The 19,108-nt window shown below is 68.2% G+C and carries 19 protein-coding genes and 4 pseudogenes; 9 read left to right on the top strand and 14 right to left on the bottom strand.

The window, feature by feature from the left end; genetic code table 11:
- Positions 1-4: 4 nt before the first annotated feature.
- The 3 genes from C7T91_RS01100 to C7T91_RS01090 form a co-directional block, all read right to left on the bottom strand.
- Complete coding sequence (locus tag C7T91_RS01100) at positions 5-1,036, bottom strand: sulfate ABC transporter substrate-binding protein (protein ID WP_108257653.1); 1,032 nt, start codon at positions 1,034-1,036, stop codon at positions 5-7.
- A 107-nt stretch (positions 1,037-1,143) separates the two neighbouring features.
- A complete protein-coding gene (locus C7T91_RS01095; RefSeq protein ID WP_108257652.1) occupies positions 1,144-1,332 on the bottom strand; it encodes a hypothetical protein in 189 nt (62 codons plus the stop codon).
- Between the two features lie 120 nt (positions 1,333-1,452).
- Positions 1,453-1,920 carry an RrF2 family transcriptional regulator gene (locus C7T91_RS01090; RefSeq protein WP_108257651.1) on the bottom strand — a complete coding sequence of 156 codons (468 nt, stop codon included), beginning with the start codon at positions 1,918-1,920 and terminating at the stop codon, positions 1,453-1,455.
- Between the two features lie 144 nt (positions 1,921-2,064).
- Here C7T91_RS01090 and C7T91_RS01085 point away from each other — a divergent pair, with 144 nt between their 5' ends.
- The 5 genes and pseudogenes from C7T91_RS01085 (at position 2,065) to C7T91_RS01065 (ending at position 8,853) form a co-directional block, all read left to right on the top strand.
- Positions 2,065-2,619 carry an Lrp/AsnC family transcriptional regulator gene (locus C7T91_RS01085; protein ID WP_108257650.1) on the top strand — a complete coding sequence of 185 codons (555 nt, stop codon included), beginning with the start codon at positions 2,065-2,067 and terminating at the stop codon, positions 2,617-2,619.
- Positions 2,616-4,556 (top strand): penicillin-binding protein 2, encoded by a 1,941-nt coding sequence (gene mrdA / locus C7T91_RS01080; RefSeq protein ID WP_108257649.1) that lies wholly within the window; start codon positions 2,616-2,618, stop codon positions 4,554-4,556. Before C7T91_RS01085 ends, mrdA begins: the two co-directional genes overlap by 4 nt.
- On the top strand, positions 4,553-5,692 hold the full coding sequence (gene rodA / locus C7T91_RS01075; RefSeq protein ID WP_108257648.1) for a rod shape-determining protein RodA: 1,140 nt from the start codon (positions 4,553-4,555) through the stop codon (positions 5,690-5,692). The genes mrdA and rodA overlap by 4 nt, the downstream gene beginning before the upstream one ends.
- Positions 5,693-5,695: 3 nt before the next feature.
- A complete protein-coding gene (locus tag C7T91_RS01070) occupies positions 5,696-6,718 on the top strand; it encodes a Rossmann-fold NAD(P)-binding domain-containing protein (RefSeq protein WP_108257647.1) in 1,023 nt (340 codons plus the stop codon).
- 1,254 nt (positions 6,719-7,972) lie between these two features.
- Positions 7,973-8,853 (top strand): annotated as a pseudogene (locus C7T91_RS01065) (IS5 family transposase).
- On the opposite strand, the gene C7T91_RS01060 reads toward C7T91_RS01065, so the two are convergent.
- Complete coding sequence (locus C7T91_RS01060) at positions 8,845-9,306, bottom strand: hypothetical protein (protein ID WP_108257646.1); 462 nt, start codon at positions 9,304-9,306, stop codon at positions 8,845-8,847. The pseudogene C7T91_RS01065 and the gene C7T91_RS01060 overlap by 9 nt on opposite strands.
- A gap of 178 nt (positions 9,307-9,484) precedes the next feature.
- Here C7T91_RS01060 and C7T91_RS01055 point away from each other — a divergent pair, with 178 nt between their 5' ends.
- On the top strand, positions 9,485-10,156 hold the full coding sequence (locus tag C7T91_RS01055) for a carbonic anhydrase (RefSeq protein ID WP_108257645.1): 672 nt from the start codon (positions 9,485-9,487) through the stop codon (positions 10,154-10,156).
- 50 nt (positions 10,157-10,206) lie between these two features.
- On the opposite strand, the gene C7T91_RS01050 is transcribed toward C7T91_RS01055, so the two are convergent.
- The 9 genes and pseudogenes from C7T91_RS01050 to C7T91_RS01010 form a co-directional block, all read right to left on the bottom strand.
- Positions 10,207-11,334, bottom strand: a complete 1,128-nt coding sequence (locus tag C7T91_RS01050; protein ID WP_108257644.1) for a dienelactone hydrolase family protein — start codon at positions 11,332-11,334, stop codon at positions 10,207-10,209.
- Positions 11,331-12,233 carry an alpha/beta hydrolase gene (locus tag C7T91_RS01045; RefSeq protein ID WP_108257643.1) on the bottom strand — a complete coding sequence of 301 codons (903 nt, stop codon included), beginning with the start codon at positions 12,231-12,233 and terminating at the stop codon, positions 11,331-11,333. The genes C7T91_RS01050 and C7T91_RS01045 overlap by 4 nt, the downstream gene beginning before the upstream one ends.
- 204 nt (positions 12,234-12,437) lie before the next feature.
- Positions 12,438-13,016 (bottom strand): hypothetical protein, encoded by a 579-nt coding sequence (locus C7T91_RS01040; protein ID WP_108257642.1) that lies wholly within the window; start codon positions 13,014-13,016, stop codon positions 12,438-12,440.
- Positions 13,017-13,103: 87 nt separating this feature from the next.
- Complete coding sequence (locus C7T91_RS01035) at positions 13,104-14,126, bottom strand: aspartate-semialdehyde dehydrogenase (RefSeq protein ID WP_108257641.1); 1,023 nt, start codon at positions 14,124-14,126, stop codon at positions 13,104-13,106.
- A 121-nt stretch (positions 14,127-14,247) separates the two neighbouring features.
- A complete protein-coding gene (locus C7T91_RS01030) occupies positions 14,248-14,547 on the bottom strand; it encodes an SH3 domain-containing protein (RefSeq protein WP_108257640.1) in 300 nt (99 codons plus the stop codon).
- Between the two features lie 74 nt (positions 14,548-14,621).
- Positions 14,622-15,017 (bottom strand): VOC family protein, encoded by a 396-nt coding sequence (locus tag C7T91_RS01025; protein ID WP_108257639.1) that lies wholly within the window; start codon positions 15,015-15,017, stop codon positions 14,622-14,624.
- A 165-nt stretch (positions 15,018-15,182) separates the two neighbouring features.
- Positions 15,183-15,717 (bottom strand): annotated as a pseudogene (locus C7T91_RS01020) (tetrahydrofolate dehydrogenase/cyclohydrolase catalytic domain-containing protein); the annotation flags it as partial.
- A gap of 22 nt (positions 15,718-15,739) precedes the next feature.
- Positions 15,740-16,105 (bottom strand): chorismate mutase, encoded by a 366-nt coding sequence (locus tag C7T91_RS01015; RefSeq protein ID WP_108257638.1) that lies wholly within the window; start codon positions 16,103-16,105, stop codon positions 15,740-15,742.
- Between the two features lie 63 nt (positions 16,106-16,168).
- A pseudogene (locus tag C7T91_RS01010) lies at positions 16,169-16,306 on the bottom strand (MOSC domain-containing protein); the annotation flags it as partial.
- Between C7T91_RS01010 and C7T91_RS34415 the strand changes: the two are divergent.
- Positions 16,262-16,495: pseudogene (locus tag C7T91_RS34415) on the top strand (MerR family DNA-binding protein); the annotation flags it as partial. The pseudogenes C7T91_RS01010 and C7T91_RS34415 sit on opposite strands and share 45 nt — an antisense overlap.
- A 7-nt stretch (positions 16,496-16,502) precedes the next feature.
- On the opposite strand, the gene C7T91_RS01000 reads toward C7T91_RS34415, so the two are convergent.
- On the bottom strand, positions 16,503-17,264 hold the full coding sequence (locus tag C7T91_RS01000) for an HpcH/HpaI aldolase family protein (protein ID WP_236637904.1): 762 nt from the start codon (positions 17,262-17,264) through the stop codon (positions 16,503-16,505).
- A 141-nt stretch (positions 17,265-17,405) separates the two neighbouring features.
- Here C7T91_RS01000 and ybaK point away from each other — a divergent pair, with 141 nt between their 5' ends.
- Entirely contained in the window at positions 17,406-17,879 is a 474-nt protein-coding gene (gene ybaK / locus C7T91_RS00995) for a Cys-tRNA(Pro) deacylase (protein ID WP_108257636.1), read from the top strand.
- A 797-nt stretch (positions 17,880-18,676) separates the two neighbouring features.
- Positions 18,677-19,102 carry a hypothetical protein gene (locus C7T91_RS31305; RefSeq protein ID WP_145962733.1) on the top strand — a complete coding sequence of 142 codons (426 nt, stop codon included), beginning with the start codon at positions 18,677-18,679 and terminating at the stop codon, positions 19,100-19,102.
- The last annotated feature ends 6 nt before the right edge of the window (positions 19,103-19,108 follow it).

The following is a 19,108-nucleotide window of genomic DNA, read 5'->3' as shown; positions in this document are numbered from 1 at the left end:
GCGATCACTCCCCCTGCACGCGGTCGATCACGCCGCCCCTGCCGAAAAAGGCGGGCTGCACCTCGTCCCAGCCGCCGAACTCGGCGATCGTCGCCATCTCGACCTCGGGAAAGCGCGCCAGATCCGCCGGGTCGGCCAGCGAGCTGTCCCAGGCGCGGTAGTAGTGGCGGAAGGCGATGGCCTGCGCCTCGGGGCTGTAGAGCTGTTCCAGATAGGCAGTGGCGGCGGCGCGCTGGCGGTCATCCGCGAGATTGCCCTCGACCAGCGCCACCGGCGGCTCGGCGCGGATCGACACCGACGGCACGACGATGTCGAATTTGTCCTCGCCCAATTCGGCGAGGCTGAGGAAGGCCTCGTTCTCCCAGGCGATCAGCACGTCGCCGACGCCTCTCTGCGCAAAGGTCGTGGTGGCGCCGCGCGCGCCGGTGTCGAGCACCGGCACATGGGCGAAGAGGTCCTTCAGATAGGCCTCTCCGGTCTCCTGCGTGGCGCCCGGCTGGCGCATGGCCCAGGCCCAGGCGGCCATGACGTTCCAGCGCGCCCCGCCCGAAGTCTTGGGGTTCGGGGTGATGACCTCGACGCCGTCGCGGATCAGGTCCGGCCAGTCGCGGATGCCCTCGGGATTGCCCTCGCGGACGAGGAACACGATGGTCGAGGTATAGGGCGCAGAGCCATGCGGCAGGCGCGCCTGCCAGTCCTGCGCGATCTTGCCGGTCGCCGCGGCAATGGCGTCGATATCGGGCGCGAGCGCCAGCGTGACGACCTGGGCGCCGAGCCCGTCGATCACCGCGCGGGCCTGGGCGCCCGAGCCGCCATGGCTCTGTTCGATGCGCAGCGCACCGTCGGACCGGGCCTCGTACCGCTCGGCGAAGAGCGCGTTGTAGTCGCGGTAGAATTCCCGCGTCGGGTCGTAGGAGACATTGAGGATCTCATCGGCCCTTGCGCCGGGACCGGCAAGCGCGGCCCCGGTGGCGGCAAGCCAGAATGCGGCGAGGCCGCGGCCGGGCGGAAGGAAGGTGCGGATCAGTCGGATCATTCGGGTTTCCTCTGGGTGCAGGGCACCGTCCGGGCGGCGCGCGCCGCCCGGTGCAGGTGCCGGGATTGTGGTCGGGATTGTGGTTGGGGCCGGACGAGGCCCGGGGATCAGGCCGGGCGCATCTCGACGCGCCAGTCGGCCAGATTGCGGCCTTCGAGGATTTCGGCCGCGGCAAGCTGCGGGTCGCGGGCCAGCACGGTCAGCACGGCATCGCCGCAGCGATGCGGCCGCCCGGTGGCGCGGTGGATCAGCGTCAGGCTCCAGAGCCGGCGCGGGGACTTCGGAAGGTCTGTCATCACGGGTCTCCGTCGAAGCGGCGGGACGGGGATCGCCCTACCAATACGATAATATCTACCGTGATTATCGTGTTTAATCGAGGGAACGGTTTCAGCGTTCTTCTGTCCCGCAGGAGAACGTCAGTCTCCCGGATGCGCCTCGGGCAGGGCGTGAAGCTCCAGCGCCGCGGCCGCGGCCGGGCGGACGAGCAAATCGTCGAGCGACAGGGAATCGATCAGCACCAGATAGCTGTAGAACACCTGTCCGAACACTTGGCGCAACTTGCAGGCGGCTTCGTCGGGACAGTCCGCACAGCGCTGGTAGGAGCGGCGCGACAGGCAGGGCAAGGGCGCGATCGGCCCGTCGATCTGCTGCAGCAGCGCGCCGAGCGCGATCGTTTTCGGGTCCCGGATCAGGTGGTAGCCCCCCGCCCTGCCGCGTTTGGCGGCAAGATAGCCCGCCTTGCGCAGATCGATCAGGATATGTTCGAGGAACCGCTTGGGCGCGCCGGAGCGCTGCGCGATCTGCTCGATCGTCAGCGCCTCCTTGCCGGCATCGCCCAGCACCATCAGTGCCTTGAGCGCATATTTCGTCTTCTGCGTGATCATGTTCCAAGACCAAGAATACGCCATCCGTCCGGCGGCGCCAGAGAAATCTGTCTTTACATGTCAAAGACGATAGACATTATCGTGTAATATGCCGTGCCACGAGTCGGGCACGGCCGCGGAGACAGGACCAGGGAGGACTGCCGGATGGAACTCGACGTGATCGACCGCAAGATCCTGGCACGGCTGATGGCCGATGCGACAGTGCCGGTCGCGCGGCTGGCCGCCGAGGTGGGGCTGAGCCAGACGCCCTGCTGGAAGCGCGTGCAGAAACTGAAGGCGGCGGGCGTGATCCGCGGCCAGGTCGCGGTGGTCGATCCCGAGCGCCTGGGCTTCGCGCTGACGGTCTTCGCCACGGTCGAGGCGCCCGAAGCCTCGGCGGACTGGCAGGCGCGCTTTGCCGCGGTGGTGGCCGGCGTCCCGCTGGTTGGCTCCGAGGTGCTGCGCGGCCGCCGCCGGTCGCCCCAGCCGCTCTCCTTCGCGACGGAATGGGCGCTGGTGGCGCTGCTGGTCGGCGCGATGTCGCTGGCCGACTGGGTGCTGCTGACCGTCACGCTGGCCTCGCATGCGCCGCTGCTGCACATGCTGACCGCGACCGCGGTCACCATCGCGGCATATCCCCTGCCCGCACTGGTGCTGCGGCTTGCCGGGATCCGCCGCCTCGACTACCCTCAGGGGGTGATCCGAAGGACCCGGTCATGAGACGTTCCGAGAAAGATGTCGAGAAGAGCGCGGGGATCATCACCCGGCGCGGCCTGGTGCTGGGCGGGCTGCAGTTCGCCATGATGGGCGCGCTCGGGCTGCGGCTGCGCCACATGCAGGTGGAAGAGGCCGCCGAGTACCGCACCCTCGCCGAGGAGAACCGCATCAACGTGCGCCTGCTGGCACCGCAGCGCGGGCTGATCTTCGACCGCCAGGGCCGCCCCGTGGCCCAGAACGACCAGAATTACCGCGTGGTGATCGTGCGCGAGGATGCCGGCGACGTCGCCGAAGTGCTCGACCGGCTGGCCGGGCTGATCCCGCTGACCCCCGAGGAAATCGAACGCACGCTGCGCGAGGTCGGCCGCCGCTCGGCCTTCGTCCCGGTCACGGTCAAGGACCAGATGCCCTGGGAAGACCTGGCGCGGATCGCGATCAACGCCCCCGCCCTGCCCGGCGTGCGCCCCGAGGTCGGCCAGACCCGCAGCTATCCGATGGGCCAGGATTTCGCCCATGTCACCGGCTATGTCGGCCCGGTCAGCGACTACGACCTGTCGAAGATGGAAGACCCCGATCCGCTGATGCAGATCCCGAAATTCCAGATCGGCAAGTCGGGCGTCGAGGCGCGGATGGAGGAGCTGCTGCGCGGCAAGGCCGGCAACAGCCAGATCGAGGTCAACGCGGTCGGACGGGTGATGCGGGAACTGTCGCGCACCGAGGGCACCTCGGGAAAGAACCTGCAGCTGACCGTCGATGCCCAGCTGCAGAACTTCACCCAGGCGCGGCTCGACGGCGAAAGCTCGGGCGTGGTGGTGGTCGACTGCACCAATGGCGACATTGTCGCGGCGGTCTCCTCGCCGAGCTTCGACCCGAACCTCTTCGTGCGCGGCATCTCGGTGGCCGACTACAAGGCGCTGACCGGCAACAAGTACCGGCCGCTGGCCTCGAAGACCGTGCAGGGCACCTATCCGCCCGGCTCGACCTTCAAGATGGTGGTGGCGCTGGCCGCGCTCGAGGCCGGGGTGATCACCCCCGAGGGCACCGAGTGGTGCCCGGGCTACCTGGCGGCGGGCGGACGGCGGTTCCATTGCTGGAAATCCGGCGGCCATGGCCATGTCAACCTGGTCGGCTCGATCCAGCAGAGCTGCGACGTCTATTACTACGAGATCGCCCAGAAGGTCGGGATCGACCGGATCGCCGCCATGGCGCAGCGGCTGGGGCTGGGCACGCGCTTCGACCTGCCGATGTCGGCGGTGTCCGAAGGGATCGCGCCGAACAAGGAGTGGAAGCGCAAGAGCTACGGCCAGGAATGGCTGGTCGGCGACACGCTGAACGCCTCGATCGGCCAGGGCTACGTGCTGGCCTCGCCCTTGCAGCTGGCGGTGATGACCGCGCGGATCGCCAGCGGCAACGCGGTGATGCCGCGGCTGATCAAGACCGTCGACGGGTTCGAGCAGCCGGTCAGCGCCGAGCCGCTGGGGCTGAATCCGCGCCACCTGCGCACCGTGCGCGACGCGATGGACGCCGTCAGCAATTCGCGCCGCGGCACCGGCTATGGCAGCCGCGTGGTCGATGACCAGCTGCTGATCGCCGGCAAATCCGGCACCAGCCAGGTGCGCAACATCACCAAGGCCGAGCGCGCCCGCGGCGTGACCCGCAACGACCAGCTGCCCTGGGAACGCCGCGACCACGCGCTGTTCGTCGCCTACGGACCGGTGCCCTCGCCGCGCTATGCCGTGGCGGTGATCGTGGAACACGGAGGCGGCGGCTCTTCGGCCGCCGCGCCGATCGCCCGGGATGTCCTCCTGGCCGCGATGACCGGCGGCGTACCGCCGCTCGATGCCTATCCCGCCTCGCAGCGCGACGACATCGCCGCCCGTTTCGACGCCATGCCGATGCGCGACCAGTTCCGCAGCGGGAGCGGAAAGAGCCGGGCATGAGCTATCTCGAATACGCGGTGAAGACGGTGCCTTCGGGCATCCGCAAGGTGCTGTACCTGAACTGGCCGCTGGTGTTCCTGCTGACCGCGATCTGCTCGGTCGGCTTCATGATGCTCTATTCGGTGGCCGGCGGCTCGGCGCAGCCCTGGATGGAGCCGCAGATGGAGCGCTTCGCGGCCGGCATGGCGGCGATGTTCGTCGTCGCGATGGTGCCGATCTGGTTCTGGCGCAACGTGTCCTTCGTGGCCTACGGCGTGTCGCTCCTGCTGCTGGTCGCGGTGGAGGTGATGGGCGAGATCGGCATGGGCGCGCAGCGCTGGATCGATCTCGGCTTCTTCCAGCTGCAGCCCTCCGAGCTGATGAAGATCGCGCTGATCATGGTGCTGGCGGCCTATTACGACTGGCTCGATGTCGACAAGGTCAGCCGCCCTCTCTGGATGCTGCCGCCGATCCTCTTGATCCTGGTGCCGACCGCGCTGGTGCTGAAGCAGCCGGATCTCGGCACCGCGATCCTGCTCTTGTCGGGCGGCGGCTTCATCATGTGGCTCGCGGGCGTCCACTGGGCCTATTTCCTGGCCGTGATCGCCTCGGGCGCCTCGCTGGTCTATGCGGTGATGGCCTCGCGCGGCACCGACTGGCAGCTGATCAAGGACTACCAGTTCCGCCGCATCGACACCTTCCTCGACCCGACCACCGATCCCCTGGGCGCGGGCTACCACATCACCCAGGCGACGATCGCGCTCGGCTCGGGCGGCTGGACCGGGCGCGGCTTCATGCAGGGAACCCAGTCGCGGCTGAACTTCCTGCCCGAGAAGCATACCGATTTCATCTTCACCACGCTGGCCGAGGAATTCGGCTTCGTCGGCGCCTCGTCGCTGCTCGGGCTCTACGCGCTGGTGCTGGTCTTCTGCTATGTCTCGGCCATGGCCAACCGCGACCGGTTCTCGTCGCTCCTGATCCTCGGGATCGCGGCGACCTTCTTCCTGTTCTTTTCCGTAAACATGGCGATGGTCATGGGCATGGCGCCGGTCGTCGGCGTGCCGCTGCCGCTGGTCAGCTACGGCGGCTCGGCGATGATGGTGCTCCTGGGCGCCTTCGGCCTGGTCCAGAGCGCCCATGTCCACCGACCGAGGTAATCCATGACTGCGAACATCTACTTCACCGGCGGCCACGATGCCTGGCGCCGCTACAAGGGCCCGCTGCTGGTCGCGCTGAAGGAGGTCGGCGTCCCCGCGGTGCTGTCGCCCACCTGCCCCGATCCGGCCGAGGTCGACTACCTCGTCTACCTGCCCGGCACCGTGCCGGATTTCACGCCCTTCACGAAGGCCAAGGCGGTGCTGAGCCTCTGGGCCGGGGTGGAGACGATCACCGGCGACCCGACCCTGACCCAGCCGCTCGCGCGCCTGGTGGACGGCAGCCTGGCCGAGGGCATGGTCGAATACGTCACCGGCCATGTTCTGCGCCACCATCTGGACATCGACCGGTTCCTCGGCGCCACGGAGTGGAACAAGGTCGTTCCGCCGCTGGCGCGCCAGCGCAAGGTGACCGTGCTGGGGCTCGGCCAGCTCGGCGCCGCCTGCGCGGCGGCGCTGGCCGGGCTGCGCTTCGACGTGGCAGGCTGGAGCCGCGCGCCGCGCCGGACACGCGGCAGCTTGACGGCAACCTTCTCCGCAAGCGGGTCTGTCCGCGCCCCGTCTCCGCCAGGACAGGACTGCCCGCCGGGCGACCGGTCCTCCGGACGGATCGCTGGCCGTCCTCGCTCCTGCGGCATGAACCGGCGGGTGCCGGTCGACAGCCCGCAGCCTCAGGCTGCCGTCCCTCCTGTCCGCCCTCGCGGCGCCTTCCCGGGAGGCTGTTCCGCCGGTGCGGGCTCCGGGCGAGACAAGGCCGTGGAAAGGAAGAAATCCATTCCGGTGCTGCCCGTCCCTGCCGGGGAGGTACATCGCGGTGCCCGCGCCCCGCAGACGGCCGCCAGCTTGCCCGGACCAAGGCGGGGCGCATTTCGGCCTTGGTTCTTCTTTGCCTCCATCGTCCGCAAGCGATCGCATGCCATGGGGCGGGAGGGATTGCGAAGTCTGGCAGAACGACATGCCGTCATGGCCCGTTCCGGCGAGCTGCGGTGGAGACCTTGGCTGCAGGCCCGGGCTTCGCGCCGGAAATGAAGATCGCTGCCGCAAGCGACCTGTTTCCGGACCTCCTCCTCCCGGGCCGTGATGATGCCCGGTGGCGGAGCTTGCCGCGCCGTTCGTCCCGCGAAGCCGCGGCGCTGATCGATGCATGCCGGACCATCCCGCCCGATGAGCATCTTGCCCGGGACTTGGCCGCGCCTCCGTTCACGTTGGCTCAGCGCCGTCAGGCGCAATCGCCGAAGCAGACTGCCGCGCGAGAGTCCTCCCGCCGCGATCATGGGAGCTTGGCTCAGCGGGCCGCCGGAAAAGTCCCCGCCTGCCGAAGTTGGGATCATTCCCTCTGCCGCTGCCATGGCGGAGGGAGACATCCGGTGTTCGGGCGGGGACAGCCACCGGGAGGACGCCGGGAGCGCCTAAACGGCAGTCGGCCGCCGTGCCGACAGTGGCCGATACGCTTGCCGCCCGCGATTGCAGCGCTGTCTGTGCGGCGCCGCTGGGGCCATGCTGCTGCCGGAGGCGGACCGCCTTGCGATCCGTGCCGCCGCCGCGGGACCGGCCATGGAGCCGGGGACCCGGGCGATCTTTCCCGCGGAACGGTCCTGCAGCCGGCGGGTGCAAAGGACGGCCTGGCGGAACGGAGCCAGGATGGTCCGCGCCGCCGAAGCCGGGGCCAAGCGGCGGCCGTCTTGCCTGCGTCACGGGCCATGGCGTGGCTTCGGCTGGATGGCGTTGCCAAGATCCGGTCGCAGGCCGTCCGGATGTCCGGACCGCTTCCGTCAATCTCGCCGTGAAATTGGAGCGGCCGGCTCCGGCGAACGGGGCTGCCAGAGCGGGGCACGGGCCTTCGCGACCGTCCGGCCACCCCGGCCGCGATCCGGCGCGTGCTGCCTTGACCGTTGCGGCGGAGGGCAAGGTCCCATGCGCGGGGGGGCGACCGCATGGCCGTGGTGTCGTCCCGGGCTGCCCCGCTCCAGGGATCGAGCGCCGTTTCCGGCCCGGGACAGGGCGCGGGGGGGCGCCGCGTTCCGTCCCCGGCCTTGCGCATCGGCGGGCCGCAAGAGCGTGCCTTTTCCAAGCCGACTGCGGGACCGCAGGGCCTGGAACAGGCGTGACGGCTCGAGCCATGCCCCAGATGAAGCCGACCATTTCCCGGTCGATCGCCGTGGTCCCGACGACTTTCGGCGTCCCTGCCATGACTGGGCCGTGTTGACAAAAGGGATCCGCAGTTGGCCGTCTGTGTGATTCAAGATCACCGTTGCGACGGAGGTGACCTTGGCGCGAAATCCGATGACCGATGAGGAATGGCGGTTTTCCGAGCGTTTCATCACTGCCGTCCGTGCTCCGAACGGCCGCAAACCTGTCAACCATCGCCTTGTTCTGGACGGCATATTCCGGAGTGAGGCGTGAATGCGCCATTGGTTCGGGCATCACGCCGAACGCGGACCGGTGCCCCGTGGCGCGACCTGCCCGGCGAGTTCGGAAAACGGGGGTCCGTCTGCCGCTAGGTCAGACGCTGGACGGAAGCCGGATTATGGGAGACCATCCTCTTGTTTCTCAACGACAGCGACCTCGTGCCCGCCCGGGTCCAGATGATCGACAACGAGGCGCAAGCGCCATTGGTCCGAGCGCAGAGCCGAATGACAATTCGCGCCCGTCAGCAGGCAGCGGGCTCAAGGGGGAGGACTCAAAAGGAAGGTTTCGGCCGTTCTCGACTGTCCGGAGGGAAAACGGTCCCCCGGATCGTTTTCCGATCCGCCTGCCACTTCACGACCGAGATCCACCTCCGGGCGAACGGCGCGGGACTGCCGATGCGCAGCAAGATCACCGGCGGCGAGACGGCTGACGCGAAAGGGGTCGGCCCGGTGATGGCGAAGGAGCTGCCGGACCCCGCGCATTTCCTGGCCGGCAAGGGCTGCGACGCTGACAAGATACGGGAAAAGCTGGAAGAACGCCGGATCGCCGCCGTCATCCCGATGCGGCGGAACCGCAGGGAATGGCGCGCCGTCGACCGCGGCTTCCACCGCTGGCGCAACCTGGTCGAACGCTGCTTTTCCAAGCTCAAGCAGTGGCGCCGGGTGGCAACGCGCCATGACAAGACCGCGCTGGGTTTCCTCGGTTTCATTGACGTTGCATCCGTCCGCATCTGGCTCCGCTTTTTGTCAACATGACCTAGGCGGCGATACCCCTGGCACATCCGCAGCTGCCCCTTCCGGGCGATGCCGCGCCCTCCTGCGGCAGGGCCTCGATCCGGCCATGCAGCTTGCGGCTGGCGCGGGGCGGCAGGCGGCAGCTCCGGGCCGCCTCGAGCAGATCCGCGTCAGCCGCGCCAGCGTGGCGGAGAAGCCCGCCAGGTCGCCGTTGCGCACGCAATCGGCCACGGCGCGGGCAACGCCGCCCAGCCCCGACAGGCCGATCTGCTCGGCCTTCGGCGCGATGCGTTCCGCGATCTCGCGCACATCGTCGAACCGGGCGCGGCGGCCCAGCTTCTCGATGCGTGCCAGCTGGATGGTCAGTTCCTCCATCGTGTCGCACAGGACATTTTCGGCACCGATCTCGCCCAGAGTGCGGTACAGATCGGCAAGCCTGCGCGGTTCGAAGCGGACAGCTTCGTCGAACTTCATGGAAATAACGGCCAAAGTCTCAAACCCCGTCGATAGAACGCCCCCACAGCGTGCGGACCTTCTAGCGCCGGCAGCCTCAAGAAACCGTTGAAGCCAAGAGGCGAAATCCATGGATTTTCCGCTAAAGTTTCGGATCATTCATGGTTATTAAGCGGCAGACGCAGCGTGGAGACCGATCATGGATGCACCCAGTCCGCAGCTTGGCAAGATCAGCAAGCTTCCGTCCTATCTGAGCGAAAGATACCATGGCTGGCGCGCCACGGATCACCAGGAGAACAAGGCCTGGTACCGCCGCCTCGCCGAAGAGGGCCAGCGCCCGCGCACCATGGTGATCTCCTGTTCGGACAGCCGGGTGCACGTGACGAATCTCTTCGGCGCCGGGCCGGGCGAGTTCTTCATGCACCGCAACGTCGCCAACCTGATTCCCCCCTTCGAGCCCGACGGCCAGCATCACGGCACCTCGGCCTGCATCGAATACGCAGTGACCGCGCTCAAGGTGTCGAACCTGATCGTGATGGGCCATTCGCATTGCGGCGGCGCGGCCGGCTGCAAGGAAATGTGCCGCGGCCACGCGCCCGAGCTCGACGTCAAGGAAAGCATGCTCGGCCGCTGGCTCGACGTGCTGCGCCCGGGCTACGAGCGGGTGAAGGAGCTCGACGATCCCGAGGAGCTGCGCGTCGCGATGGAGAAGCAGACCGTCGTGGTGTCGCTGGAAAACCTGATGACCTTCCCCTTCGTGCACGAGGCGCTCGACAACGAGCTGCTCTCGATCCACGGGCTCTACATGGATATCGGCTCGGGCACGCTCAGCCAGTACGAGCCCGAAACCGGCGAGTTCACCTCGATTTAGCTGCCCCGGAAACGGACCGGACCGGAGGAGCCTGCCTCCGGCCCGTGAGATCAGCGGAACGCCGCGCCGAGCCAGTCGAAGGCGGCGTCCTGCATGTCGGCGGTGAAAACATGGCCTTTGTCCTCCCAGATCCGGGTGGCCAGGGCCGCATCCGCGCCATAGGCATCCCAGACCCCGTGCATCTTGGCGAAGGCGGCCTCGACCGAGGCGGCCGGGAAGAGCGGATCCTCGGCCCCGGCATGGACCAGCATCGGCTTCGGCGCGGCCAGCGCGGCGACATCCGGATAGTCCATCAGCCGCGGCAGGCCCGGATGCAGCATGTACCAGGCCGACTGGCCCTTCAGCTGGTTGTTGCCGGGCACCATCAGCCCCTCGGAGGTGCCCATCCAGCAATTCGCGACCGCCGCCGTCACATGCGGCGACAGCGCGGCGGCCTGCCAGGCGCGGAAGGCCCCCATCGAGAAGCCCACCGCCGCCACCCGCGCCGGATCGGTCTCGGGCAGACCGGCGAGGAACTCGGCCGCGCGCATGTCCTCGAGCGCCATCAGCCCGGCCAGCGAAGAGCCTAGATTGAACAGATTGGCCGCCAGCGCCTGCTGCGCCTCGTAGCCGTTGCCCGCGCGGTCGCCCCAGCCGAGCGCATCCGTCGCCAGCACCACATAGCCGCGCTTCGCCAGCTCCTCTCCGGGATAGCGGCCCGAGAAATACTTGTCCGCCCATTCCTCCGCCGAGGCCGCCCGGGCCCCGTCATACCAGGGCGAAACCCATTTCTCCTTGCCGATGTCGAAGCGCGCGCCGTGATCGTGCAGCATCAGCGCCGCCGGGAACGGCCCCTCGCCCTTCGGCACCAGCAGCAGCGCGGCGACGCGGCTTTCATCGGTCACTCCGAAGGCGATGCGGCGGGCGATGTAGCTGCCGCGGTCCACCTCGTCGATCACCTCCGGCGCAAAGGGCGCCTCCGCCTCGTAGGGCAGCATCAGGGGGGCCGCCGCCGCCATCGCCTGCTCGTGCCATTCCGCCGGATCGCCGCCGCCATAGGCCAGCGGATAGGTCATCCGCGCCTTCAGCGCCGCGTGGAAGGCCGGAAGGTTCATGCCGTCGACGACCTGCGTCTCGTAATCGGCCGCCCCGGCCCCGGTCGCTGCAGCTGCCGCCACTGCCATGAGCAGCCCCCTCATTCCGCCGGTCCGGCCATGCCGATCGCGCCCAGCCAGTCCGACAGCAGCGCGGGCCACTGGCCGACCGGCTGCTCCCCCGCCGCACGGATGCCGAAGCCGTGGCCGCCGTCTCGGAAGATGTGCATCTCGGCCGGAACGCCCGCCCGGTGCAGCGCCATGTAGAAGCGCAGCGCATTCTCGGCATCGACCGAAGGATCGTCATCGGCATGCAGCAGGAAGGTCTGCGGCGTCTCTGCGGTGACATGGCGCTCGGGCGACCAGGCGGCGATCTGCTCCGGCGCCGGCGCCGCGCCGAGGAGCGCCTCGCGCGATCCCGCATGGACCGGACCGTCCTCCATCGTCATCACCGGATAGACCAGAGCGACGAAATCCGGCCGTGCCGACACGCCCGCCTCGTCATCGTCCAGCTCGTAGACGGCGCGGTCATGCATGGTGGCGATCGAGCCGCCCAGATGGCCCGCGGCGGAGAAGCCGAGAAAGCCGACCTTCGCCGGATCGAGCCCCCAGTCCGCCGCGTTCCGGCGCACCATCCGCACCGCGCGCTGCGCATCGGCCAGAGGCGCCTGCGACGCGTTCTCGTGGCCCTCGCCCGGCAGCCGGTAGCTGAGCAGGAAGGTGGTGATGCCCTGCGGCGCCAGCGCCCTGGCGATCTCGATGCCTTCCTTGTCGAGCACCACCCGGCGGTAGCTGCCGCCCGGCGCGACGATCATCGAAACGCCGTTCGGCTCGTCCGGCAGGAAGACGGTCAGGCTCGGATCGGCGATGCCCGTCAGCGCCCGGTCGGCGCGGTAGAGGCTGTCCGACCGCTCGACGATCACCTGCTCCAGCCCGTCGGGCGCGCCCGGCGCGCGGCCGCCCCAGAGGCTCAGCGTCGCTTCGTGGCTCAGCGGTCCGGCCATGGCAGGCGCTCCGATCGTCAGGCATAGGGCAAGGGTCATCAGGCGCCTGCAGGCGCCCCTGGCATGAGTCACGGCCGTTTCCTCCCAGATTGGCTGCGATTTGCGCCAGTCTGGGCAGCATCCGGCCCGACGGCAAGGATTCTCCTCTGCTAATATGCTAGTCGAACAAATTGCCGCGCCTGGCCCCGTCGAGCGGCAGCCCGGTCAGAACGGCACGCGCACCCCGGCCACGACGGCGTTCGATCCGGTGTCGAAGGGTGCGAAGACAAAGCCGTCCGACCGGTGATGGATGCGCAGGAACGGGGAAAAGCCCCAGGACGGCTTGCCGAATTCCAGCTCCATCAGCCAATAGGGCAGCACCGCCTGGCTCCGGCCCTTGCGCTGCTTCTCGAGCTCCGGCGCCGCGCTGGCCACCGAGACGCCCAGCCCGAAGGCCGCGCCCTGCCAGGGGATCACCGGATCGGCGAAGCGGTAGCGGATGGTGGCGGGAATGTTCACCGCGACATGGTCGGAGACGCCTTCATGCACGACCAGCTGCGCCTCCCAGCCCAGCCGAAGCCCGCCCATGGCCGTGGCGCGGTCCCGCGACCAGGCAAGGCCCCAGAGCCGCTCGTCGGCCCATTCGATGTCGCCGGGCTCGTAGGCGATGGTGCCGTAATCCCCCCAGGTCATCCGCCCGCCGAAGGCCGCCAGGGCAGAGTCCCAGCCCTGCGCCCCGGCCCCGCCGGCCAGCACCATCCATCCGGCCGCAAGCGCCGCCGGGCCGCCCTTTCCGCACGCCATCGCAATCCCCGCACAACAAAACAGGCCGGAGCAGCGGCTGCTGCTCCGGCCCGGATCACATAGCGGAGGGCGCCGCCGCCCCGGAAGTCACGCCTTCTTGAGGACGCGGTTTCCGAGGGTCTCGGCGATCTGCACGGCGTTGAGTGCCGCGCCCTTGCGCAGGTTGTCGGAGACGCACCACAGGTTCAGGCCGTTCTCGATGGTCGAGTCCTGGCGGATCCGGCTGATGAAGGTGGCATAGTCTCCGACGCATTCGATCGGGGTGACGTAGCCGCCGGCCTCGCGCTTGTCGACGACCATGATGCCCGGCGCCTCGCGCAGGATCTCGCGGGCCTCGTCCTCGTCGAGGAACTCCTCGAATTCGATGTTGACCGATTCCGAATGGCCGACGAAGACCGGAACGCGCACGCAGGTGGCGCTGACCTTGATGTTCTTGTCGATGATCTTCTTCGTTTCCGCGACCATCTTCCACTCTTCCTTGGTGGAACCGTCCTCGAGGAAGACGTCGATATGCGGGATCACGTTGAAGGCGATCTGCTTGGGATAGACCGTCGGCTCGACTTCCTGGCCGGGGACATACATGCCCTTGGTCTGGTTCCACAGCTCGTCGATGGCTTCCTTGCCCGAGCCGGAAACCGACTGGTAGGTCGAGACCACGACGCGCTTGATCTTGGCGCGGTCATGCAGCGGCTTCAGCGCGACGACCATCTGCGCGGTCGAGCAGTTCGGATTCGCGATGATGTTCTTGTTCTTGTACTCGTGCACCGCTTCCGGGTTCACTTCCGGAACGACCAGCGGCACCAGCGGGTCATAGCGGTAGAGCGACGAGTTGTCGATCACGACGCAGCCCGCCGCCGCGGCCTTCGGCGCATAGACCTTCGTTGCGTCCGAGCCGATCGCGAAAAGCGCGATGTCCCAGCCCGCGAAGTCGAACTGCTCCAGATCCTGGGTCTTCAGGGTCTTGTCGCCAAAGCTCACCTCGGTTCCCAGCGACCGGCGCGATGCCAGAGCTGCGATCTCGTCAACAGGGAACTGGCGCTCGGCCAGGATGTTGAGCATCTCGCGACCCACGTTGCCCGTGGCGCCGCAGACGACGACTTTATAGCCCATTTCGGGTTTCTCCTTGGTTCGACGGGGGCCGCCATACCGAAAACTGCGGCAAATAGGAAGGGGGCGCGCGAAAGACGCCCCCGGACCGCCCGGGTCTTTGCGGATATTGCCCGGACCGGGATCAGAGTTTGCGGATATATGCCCGCGAGACGTAGCCCTTGAGCCCGCGCGCCCGGTCGAGCGTCACCTGGCACCAGCGCGTCGGCCCGGTCTGCTCGCAGGTGCCCATCCGCAGCACCGTGCCGTTCGGCAGCCCGACGATGATGTTGTAGCCGGTGCCGGGGCCCGCGCGCATCTTGAGCATGTCCTCGCCCTCGACGCCGTAGACCTCGTAGCGGCCGCGTTCCTCGGCCGCTGCCGGGCCGGGCAGCGCGCTGCCCGCCACGATTGCCGCAAGAGCGGCCAGGATTGCCCTGCGCATGGTCTTCTCCTGCTCTTTTCTGCCTCGCGGCGAGTGTAGCGCGCCGGGGGGCCGAAATGAACAGGAGATGCGGCTCAGGCGAAGCGGCCCGAGCGTTCCAGCACCTCGATCTGGTAGCCGTCGGGATCGGCGACGAAGAAGAACCGCGCCACTTTCGTGCCCGCGGGCGCGAACTCGACCAGCTTGCGCGGCGCCAGGCCCGCGGCTTCGAAGCGGGCATGTTCCGCGTCGAGATCGGCCACGCTGACGGCGAGGTGGCCGTAGCCGTCGCCGAGGTCATAGGGCTCGGTGCGGCCCTTGTTGACGGTCAGCTCCAGCTCGAAGCCGGTCTCGGGGTTCGACATGTAGACCAGCGTGAACTCCGGAAAATCCAGCCGGTCGGCGATCTCCAGCCCGAAGGCGGTTTGGTAGAACGCCACCGAGCGCGCCTCGTCCAGCACCCGGATCATGCTGTGGATCATCTTTGCCATCGCGGCCTCCTTGCCCTTTCGGGGTTCCATCTCTGCGCCAGCTACCTATGTCGGAAGGGAACAGATGACGAGGCCCCCATGCTCCCCTATTCGCTTCTCGACCTCTCGCCGATCCCCGAGGGCGGCACGCCGGCAGATGCGCTGCGCAACACCCTCGACCTGGCGCAGCATGCCGAAGCCCTGGGCTACACCCGTCGAGCGGCCGATCACCACCGCGTTCAGCCCCGACAGGTCGCCCAGCCGGTCCTTCAGCATCATCATGCAGCCCAAGGGCGTGCAGGGCACCAGCGCCGGAATGCCCGCCACCAGGCGGNCCGACATTCTGCGGATGGAAGCCGTCGACATCCTTGGCGGCCGAGATCGTCTCGATCACCTCCTGCTGGTCGAAGCCCTTCGGCAGCGGGAACTGCACCAGGATGCCGTTCACCGCGCGGTCGGCGTTCAGCGTCCGCACCAGCGAGATCAGCTCGCCCTGGCTGACATCGGCCGGCAGGCGGTGCGCGTAGGAGTTCATCCCGACCTCGACGGTCATCTTCTCCTTGGAGCGGACATAGACCTGGCTCGCGGGGTCCTCGCCCACCAGCACCACCGCCAGCCCGGGGGTCAGCCCGTGCTCGGCCTTCAGCCGGGACACCTCTTCCGCGATCTGGGCCCGCAGCCCCGCCGCGAATGCCTTGCCGTCAATCAGTTCCGCCGTCATTTCGGAGCTCTCCGTTGCCGTATCACGTCGTGCCGGCAGCTCCGGGCCCGGGTGCCGGGGTCTCCGCCGCACCCGCGGCAGGCCCTGCGGCATCGCCATGGCCCAGCTCCGCCTGCTCCCGCGCGATAGACCATTCGATCAGGCTGCGCCAGAGCGATGCCGCCAGATCCGGGTCGACGCCCTTCGCAACGGCCGAGGCGCGGACATTGGCGATCACCTGCGCGACCCGCGCATCGATCCGCGCGGGCAGCCCCTCGGCGGGCTTCAGCTGGATCGCCCGGTCGATGCAGTCCTGCCGCAGCCGCAGCAGCTCGATCAGCTGGCGGTCGAGCGCGTCGATGGTCCCGCGGAGCTCGGACATGGACCGGCAATCGGATGGCGCTTTCATGGCGTCCCCTTCCTACACAAAAACGCGCGAAGAATGACGCCCGCGGCGGGCGGATTCAAGCGATCACCGTGCCGCGCCCCGCGCCGCCTGCAGATGCGGCCAGGCGGGCTGGACCGGGATGTGCAGGCGCAGCGTCTCCCCCAGCGACAGCACGCCCTCGCGCTCCACCCAGGCGGTCACCCCGCGCCTCTGCCGTCCTGCGCCGATGTCGACGCCATCGCGCGGCGCCAGCTCCGCGCGGTCGAGGACCGGATCGTCCGGCTCGAGGCGCTGCGCGGCGAGCTCGAACGGATGATCGGCGCCTGTTCCGGCGGCGCGGTGTCGGAGTGCCGGGTGCTCGAGGTGCTGCGCGACCATGGCGAATGCCTGTCCGAGCACCCCGCACCCTGATCCCGGATCAGCGCTTCGCGGCGAGCCCCGGACCGGACAGCAGCCCCTTGCGCAGCGCCATCATGTCGATGTCGCCGGAGATGAACACCGCCCCAGCCTCGGCCGCGCGGGCATGCAGGTCGGGATCGACCGCCAGGACGCCCGGCGGCTTGCCCGCCGCGCGGATCCGGCGGATCGCAGCGATCACCGCGTCCTTGACCTCAGGATGCGAGGGCTCGCCGGGATAGCCCATCGAGGCCGCGAGGTCGGCGGGACCGACGAACATGCCGTCGACCCCCGGCACGGCGGCGATCGCCTCGATCTGGTCGACTGCGGCCACGGACTCGACCTGCACAAGCAGGCAGAGTTCCTCCGAGGCCCGCGCATGGTAGCCCTGGACCGTGCCGAAGCGCGTCGCGCGCGACAGGCCGGAGACGCCGCGGATGCCCTTCGGCGGATAGGTCATGCAGGCCACCGCATGGGCGGCCTGCTCGGCGCTGTCGATCATCGGGATCAAGAGCGTCTGGGCGCCCAGATCGAGGATCTTCTTGATCTCGGCCGCATTCAGATGCGTCGGCCGCACGATCGGATGCACCGGCGACGCTGCCGCCGCCTGCAGCAGCGGCAGCACCGAGACCGCGTCGACCGGAGAATGCTCGGTATCGAAAAGCATCCAGTCGAAGCCCATCCCCGACATCATCTCGATGGCCAGCGGATCGCCGGTCATGCACCACAGCCCGTCCTGGCGCCGGAACTCCGCCAGCGCCGCCTTGAATTCGTTCTTCTGCAAAGCTTTGCCTCCCTCTGCCTGCCTCCCTAGCCAGGCCGAGAATGACCGGGACGGGGCCTGTGTCAACGGCTTGCCCCTCGCCGGGCGGAGGGCTAGACCCGGTCCGGGCGCGGCCCGCCGCCCGCTGCGAGAGGACAGGACATGGCCAAGAGCACCCCGGCCACGCAGGCGCTCACCCGCGCCAAGGTGGCGTTCGAGCTGCAAAGCTACGACTACGATCCGGGGGCGGAGCGCGCCGGGCTGCAGGCCGCCGAGGCGATGGGCGCCGATCCGGGCGAGGTCTTCAAGACGCTGATGGTCGAGCTCGACGGCAAGCCGGTCTGCGCGATCCTGCCCGCCGATGCCGAGGTCAACATGAAGAAGCTGGCCGCCGCCTTCGGGGGCAAGTCGGCGAAGATGATGAAGCCCGCCGATGCCGAGCGCCAGACCGGCTACAAGGTCGGCGGCGTCAGCCCGCTGGGCCAGCGCAAGGCGGTGCCGGCGGTGCTCGATGCCAGCGCTGGTCAGCTTGCGGCGATCTATGTCAATGGCGGCCAGCGCGGGCTGCAGATCCGCATCGCCCCCGAGGCGCTGGCCGGCTTACTGGGCTGCACGATGGCGGACCTGCGGCGCTAGGCCCGTCCGGTCCCGGGTTGGCGTTCCGCCGCTTCCGCTGGCCGCGGGCGCGCGGCTTGCATAACGAACGCTTGATGTTTTCCGCAATTCCCGGAACTTGGCATCATCACCACGATTCAGCGGACATTGCTGCTGCGGCAGCCCCTTGTCGGCGACCGGGCGCTGTCCCGCTTTGGCGGCATTGATCCAGGAAGACACCTGCAGGAAGAGGATCCCATGGCCAACCTGGGCGCATGCCGCGACAGCTTCAAGACTGGGACCTCATCTTCACCCGCTATCCGCCGATGGAAGGCGGCCAGCCGATCCATCTGACGGTCTAGCTGGAAGCGAAGGACGCCCCGGACAGAGCCGGATACATCCATGCCGGAGCGCAGACCGTCGAATTCCCGCCCTCCGCAAGCTGCGGCGAAGACCCCGGCGGCGTCCAAATGCACAGAGCGCCGGTGCGGCATTGCGGACCAACACGTCGAAGATCGCGAAGATCTTCGTGCAGACCGCAGTGAGGACGCCCTGCGGAAAATACCCCAGCCGGGAGAGGATCGGGACGCAGCGGGAGCAGCCGAATGCCCGGCGCTGAGACGGGATGATGGCTTCGGCCAGCGTCGACGGCATTCCCTTCGAATTTGCAGCCTTGCTGCGCTTGCTGAAATGGACCCACCGCGCGATAGGCGGGGAACCGCTGAGCCAGGAGCGCAGCATCACACGCGCCGCCTTGGGGCCAGCCTGCGTGCAAGTTGCCGCTACGCGCAATTTCTGGAAGGAACCGGATTAGTCTATCAACCTGAGACGCTTCTGGATTGCATCCACGAACTGAACGGGCTTGGCGAAAAGGGCAGGGCCACGGTCGAACCGGACACATTGGCGGAGCTGGAGGCCGCTGCCTTCACCACGGAACCGCCTATCCCTCCAAATCCAGGACCGTTCTCGGAAATCAGGCGCTGCGGGACAACTCCAACCGCCGGTTTACAGCAGACGGAAAGGCGAGCCTGAAAGACAAGGCCCGCCAAACAAGGCACCGCTACGTCAACACGGGTGAAGAGGGATGGGGCGACCTGAACAAGCTGCCCGTCGCGGAGAAGTCCTGGCCCGTCATCCAGACCACGATGCTCGGCCTCCATGCAGCGAATGCCAAGCCCCTGTCGCAGATCATCCCGCAGCCCTTCCTGTTCGATGCCAAATGCGTCAACACGCAGATCCTGTGCAAACTGCTGAACAGCCGCTAGACTTGA

Source organism: Mangrovicoccus ximenensis (assembly GCF_003056725.1).
GTDB classification, from domain to species: domain Bacteria; phylum Pseudomonadota; class Alphaproteobacteria; order Rhodobacterales; family Rhodobacteraceae; genus Mangrovicoccus; species Mangrovicoccus ximenensis.
This window is presented reverse-complemented; position numbering and strand designations above follow the sequence as displayed.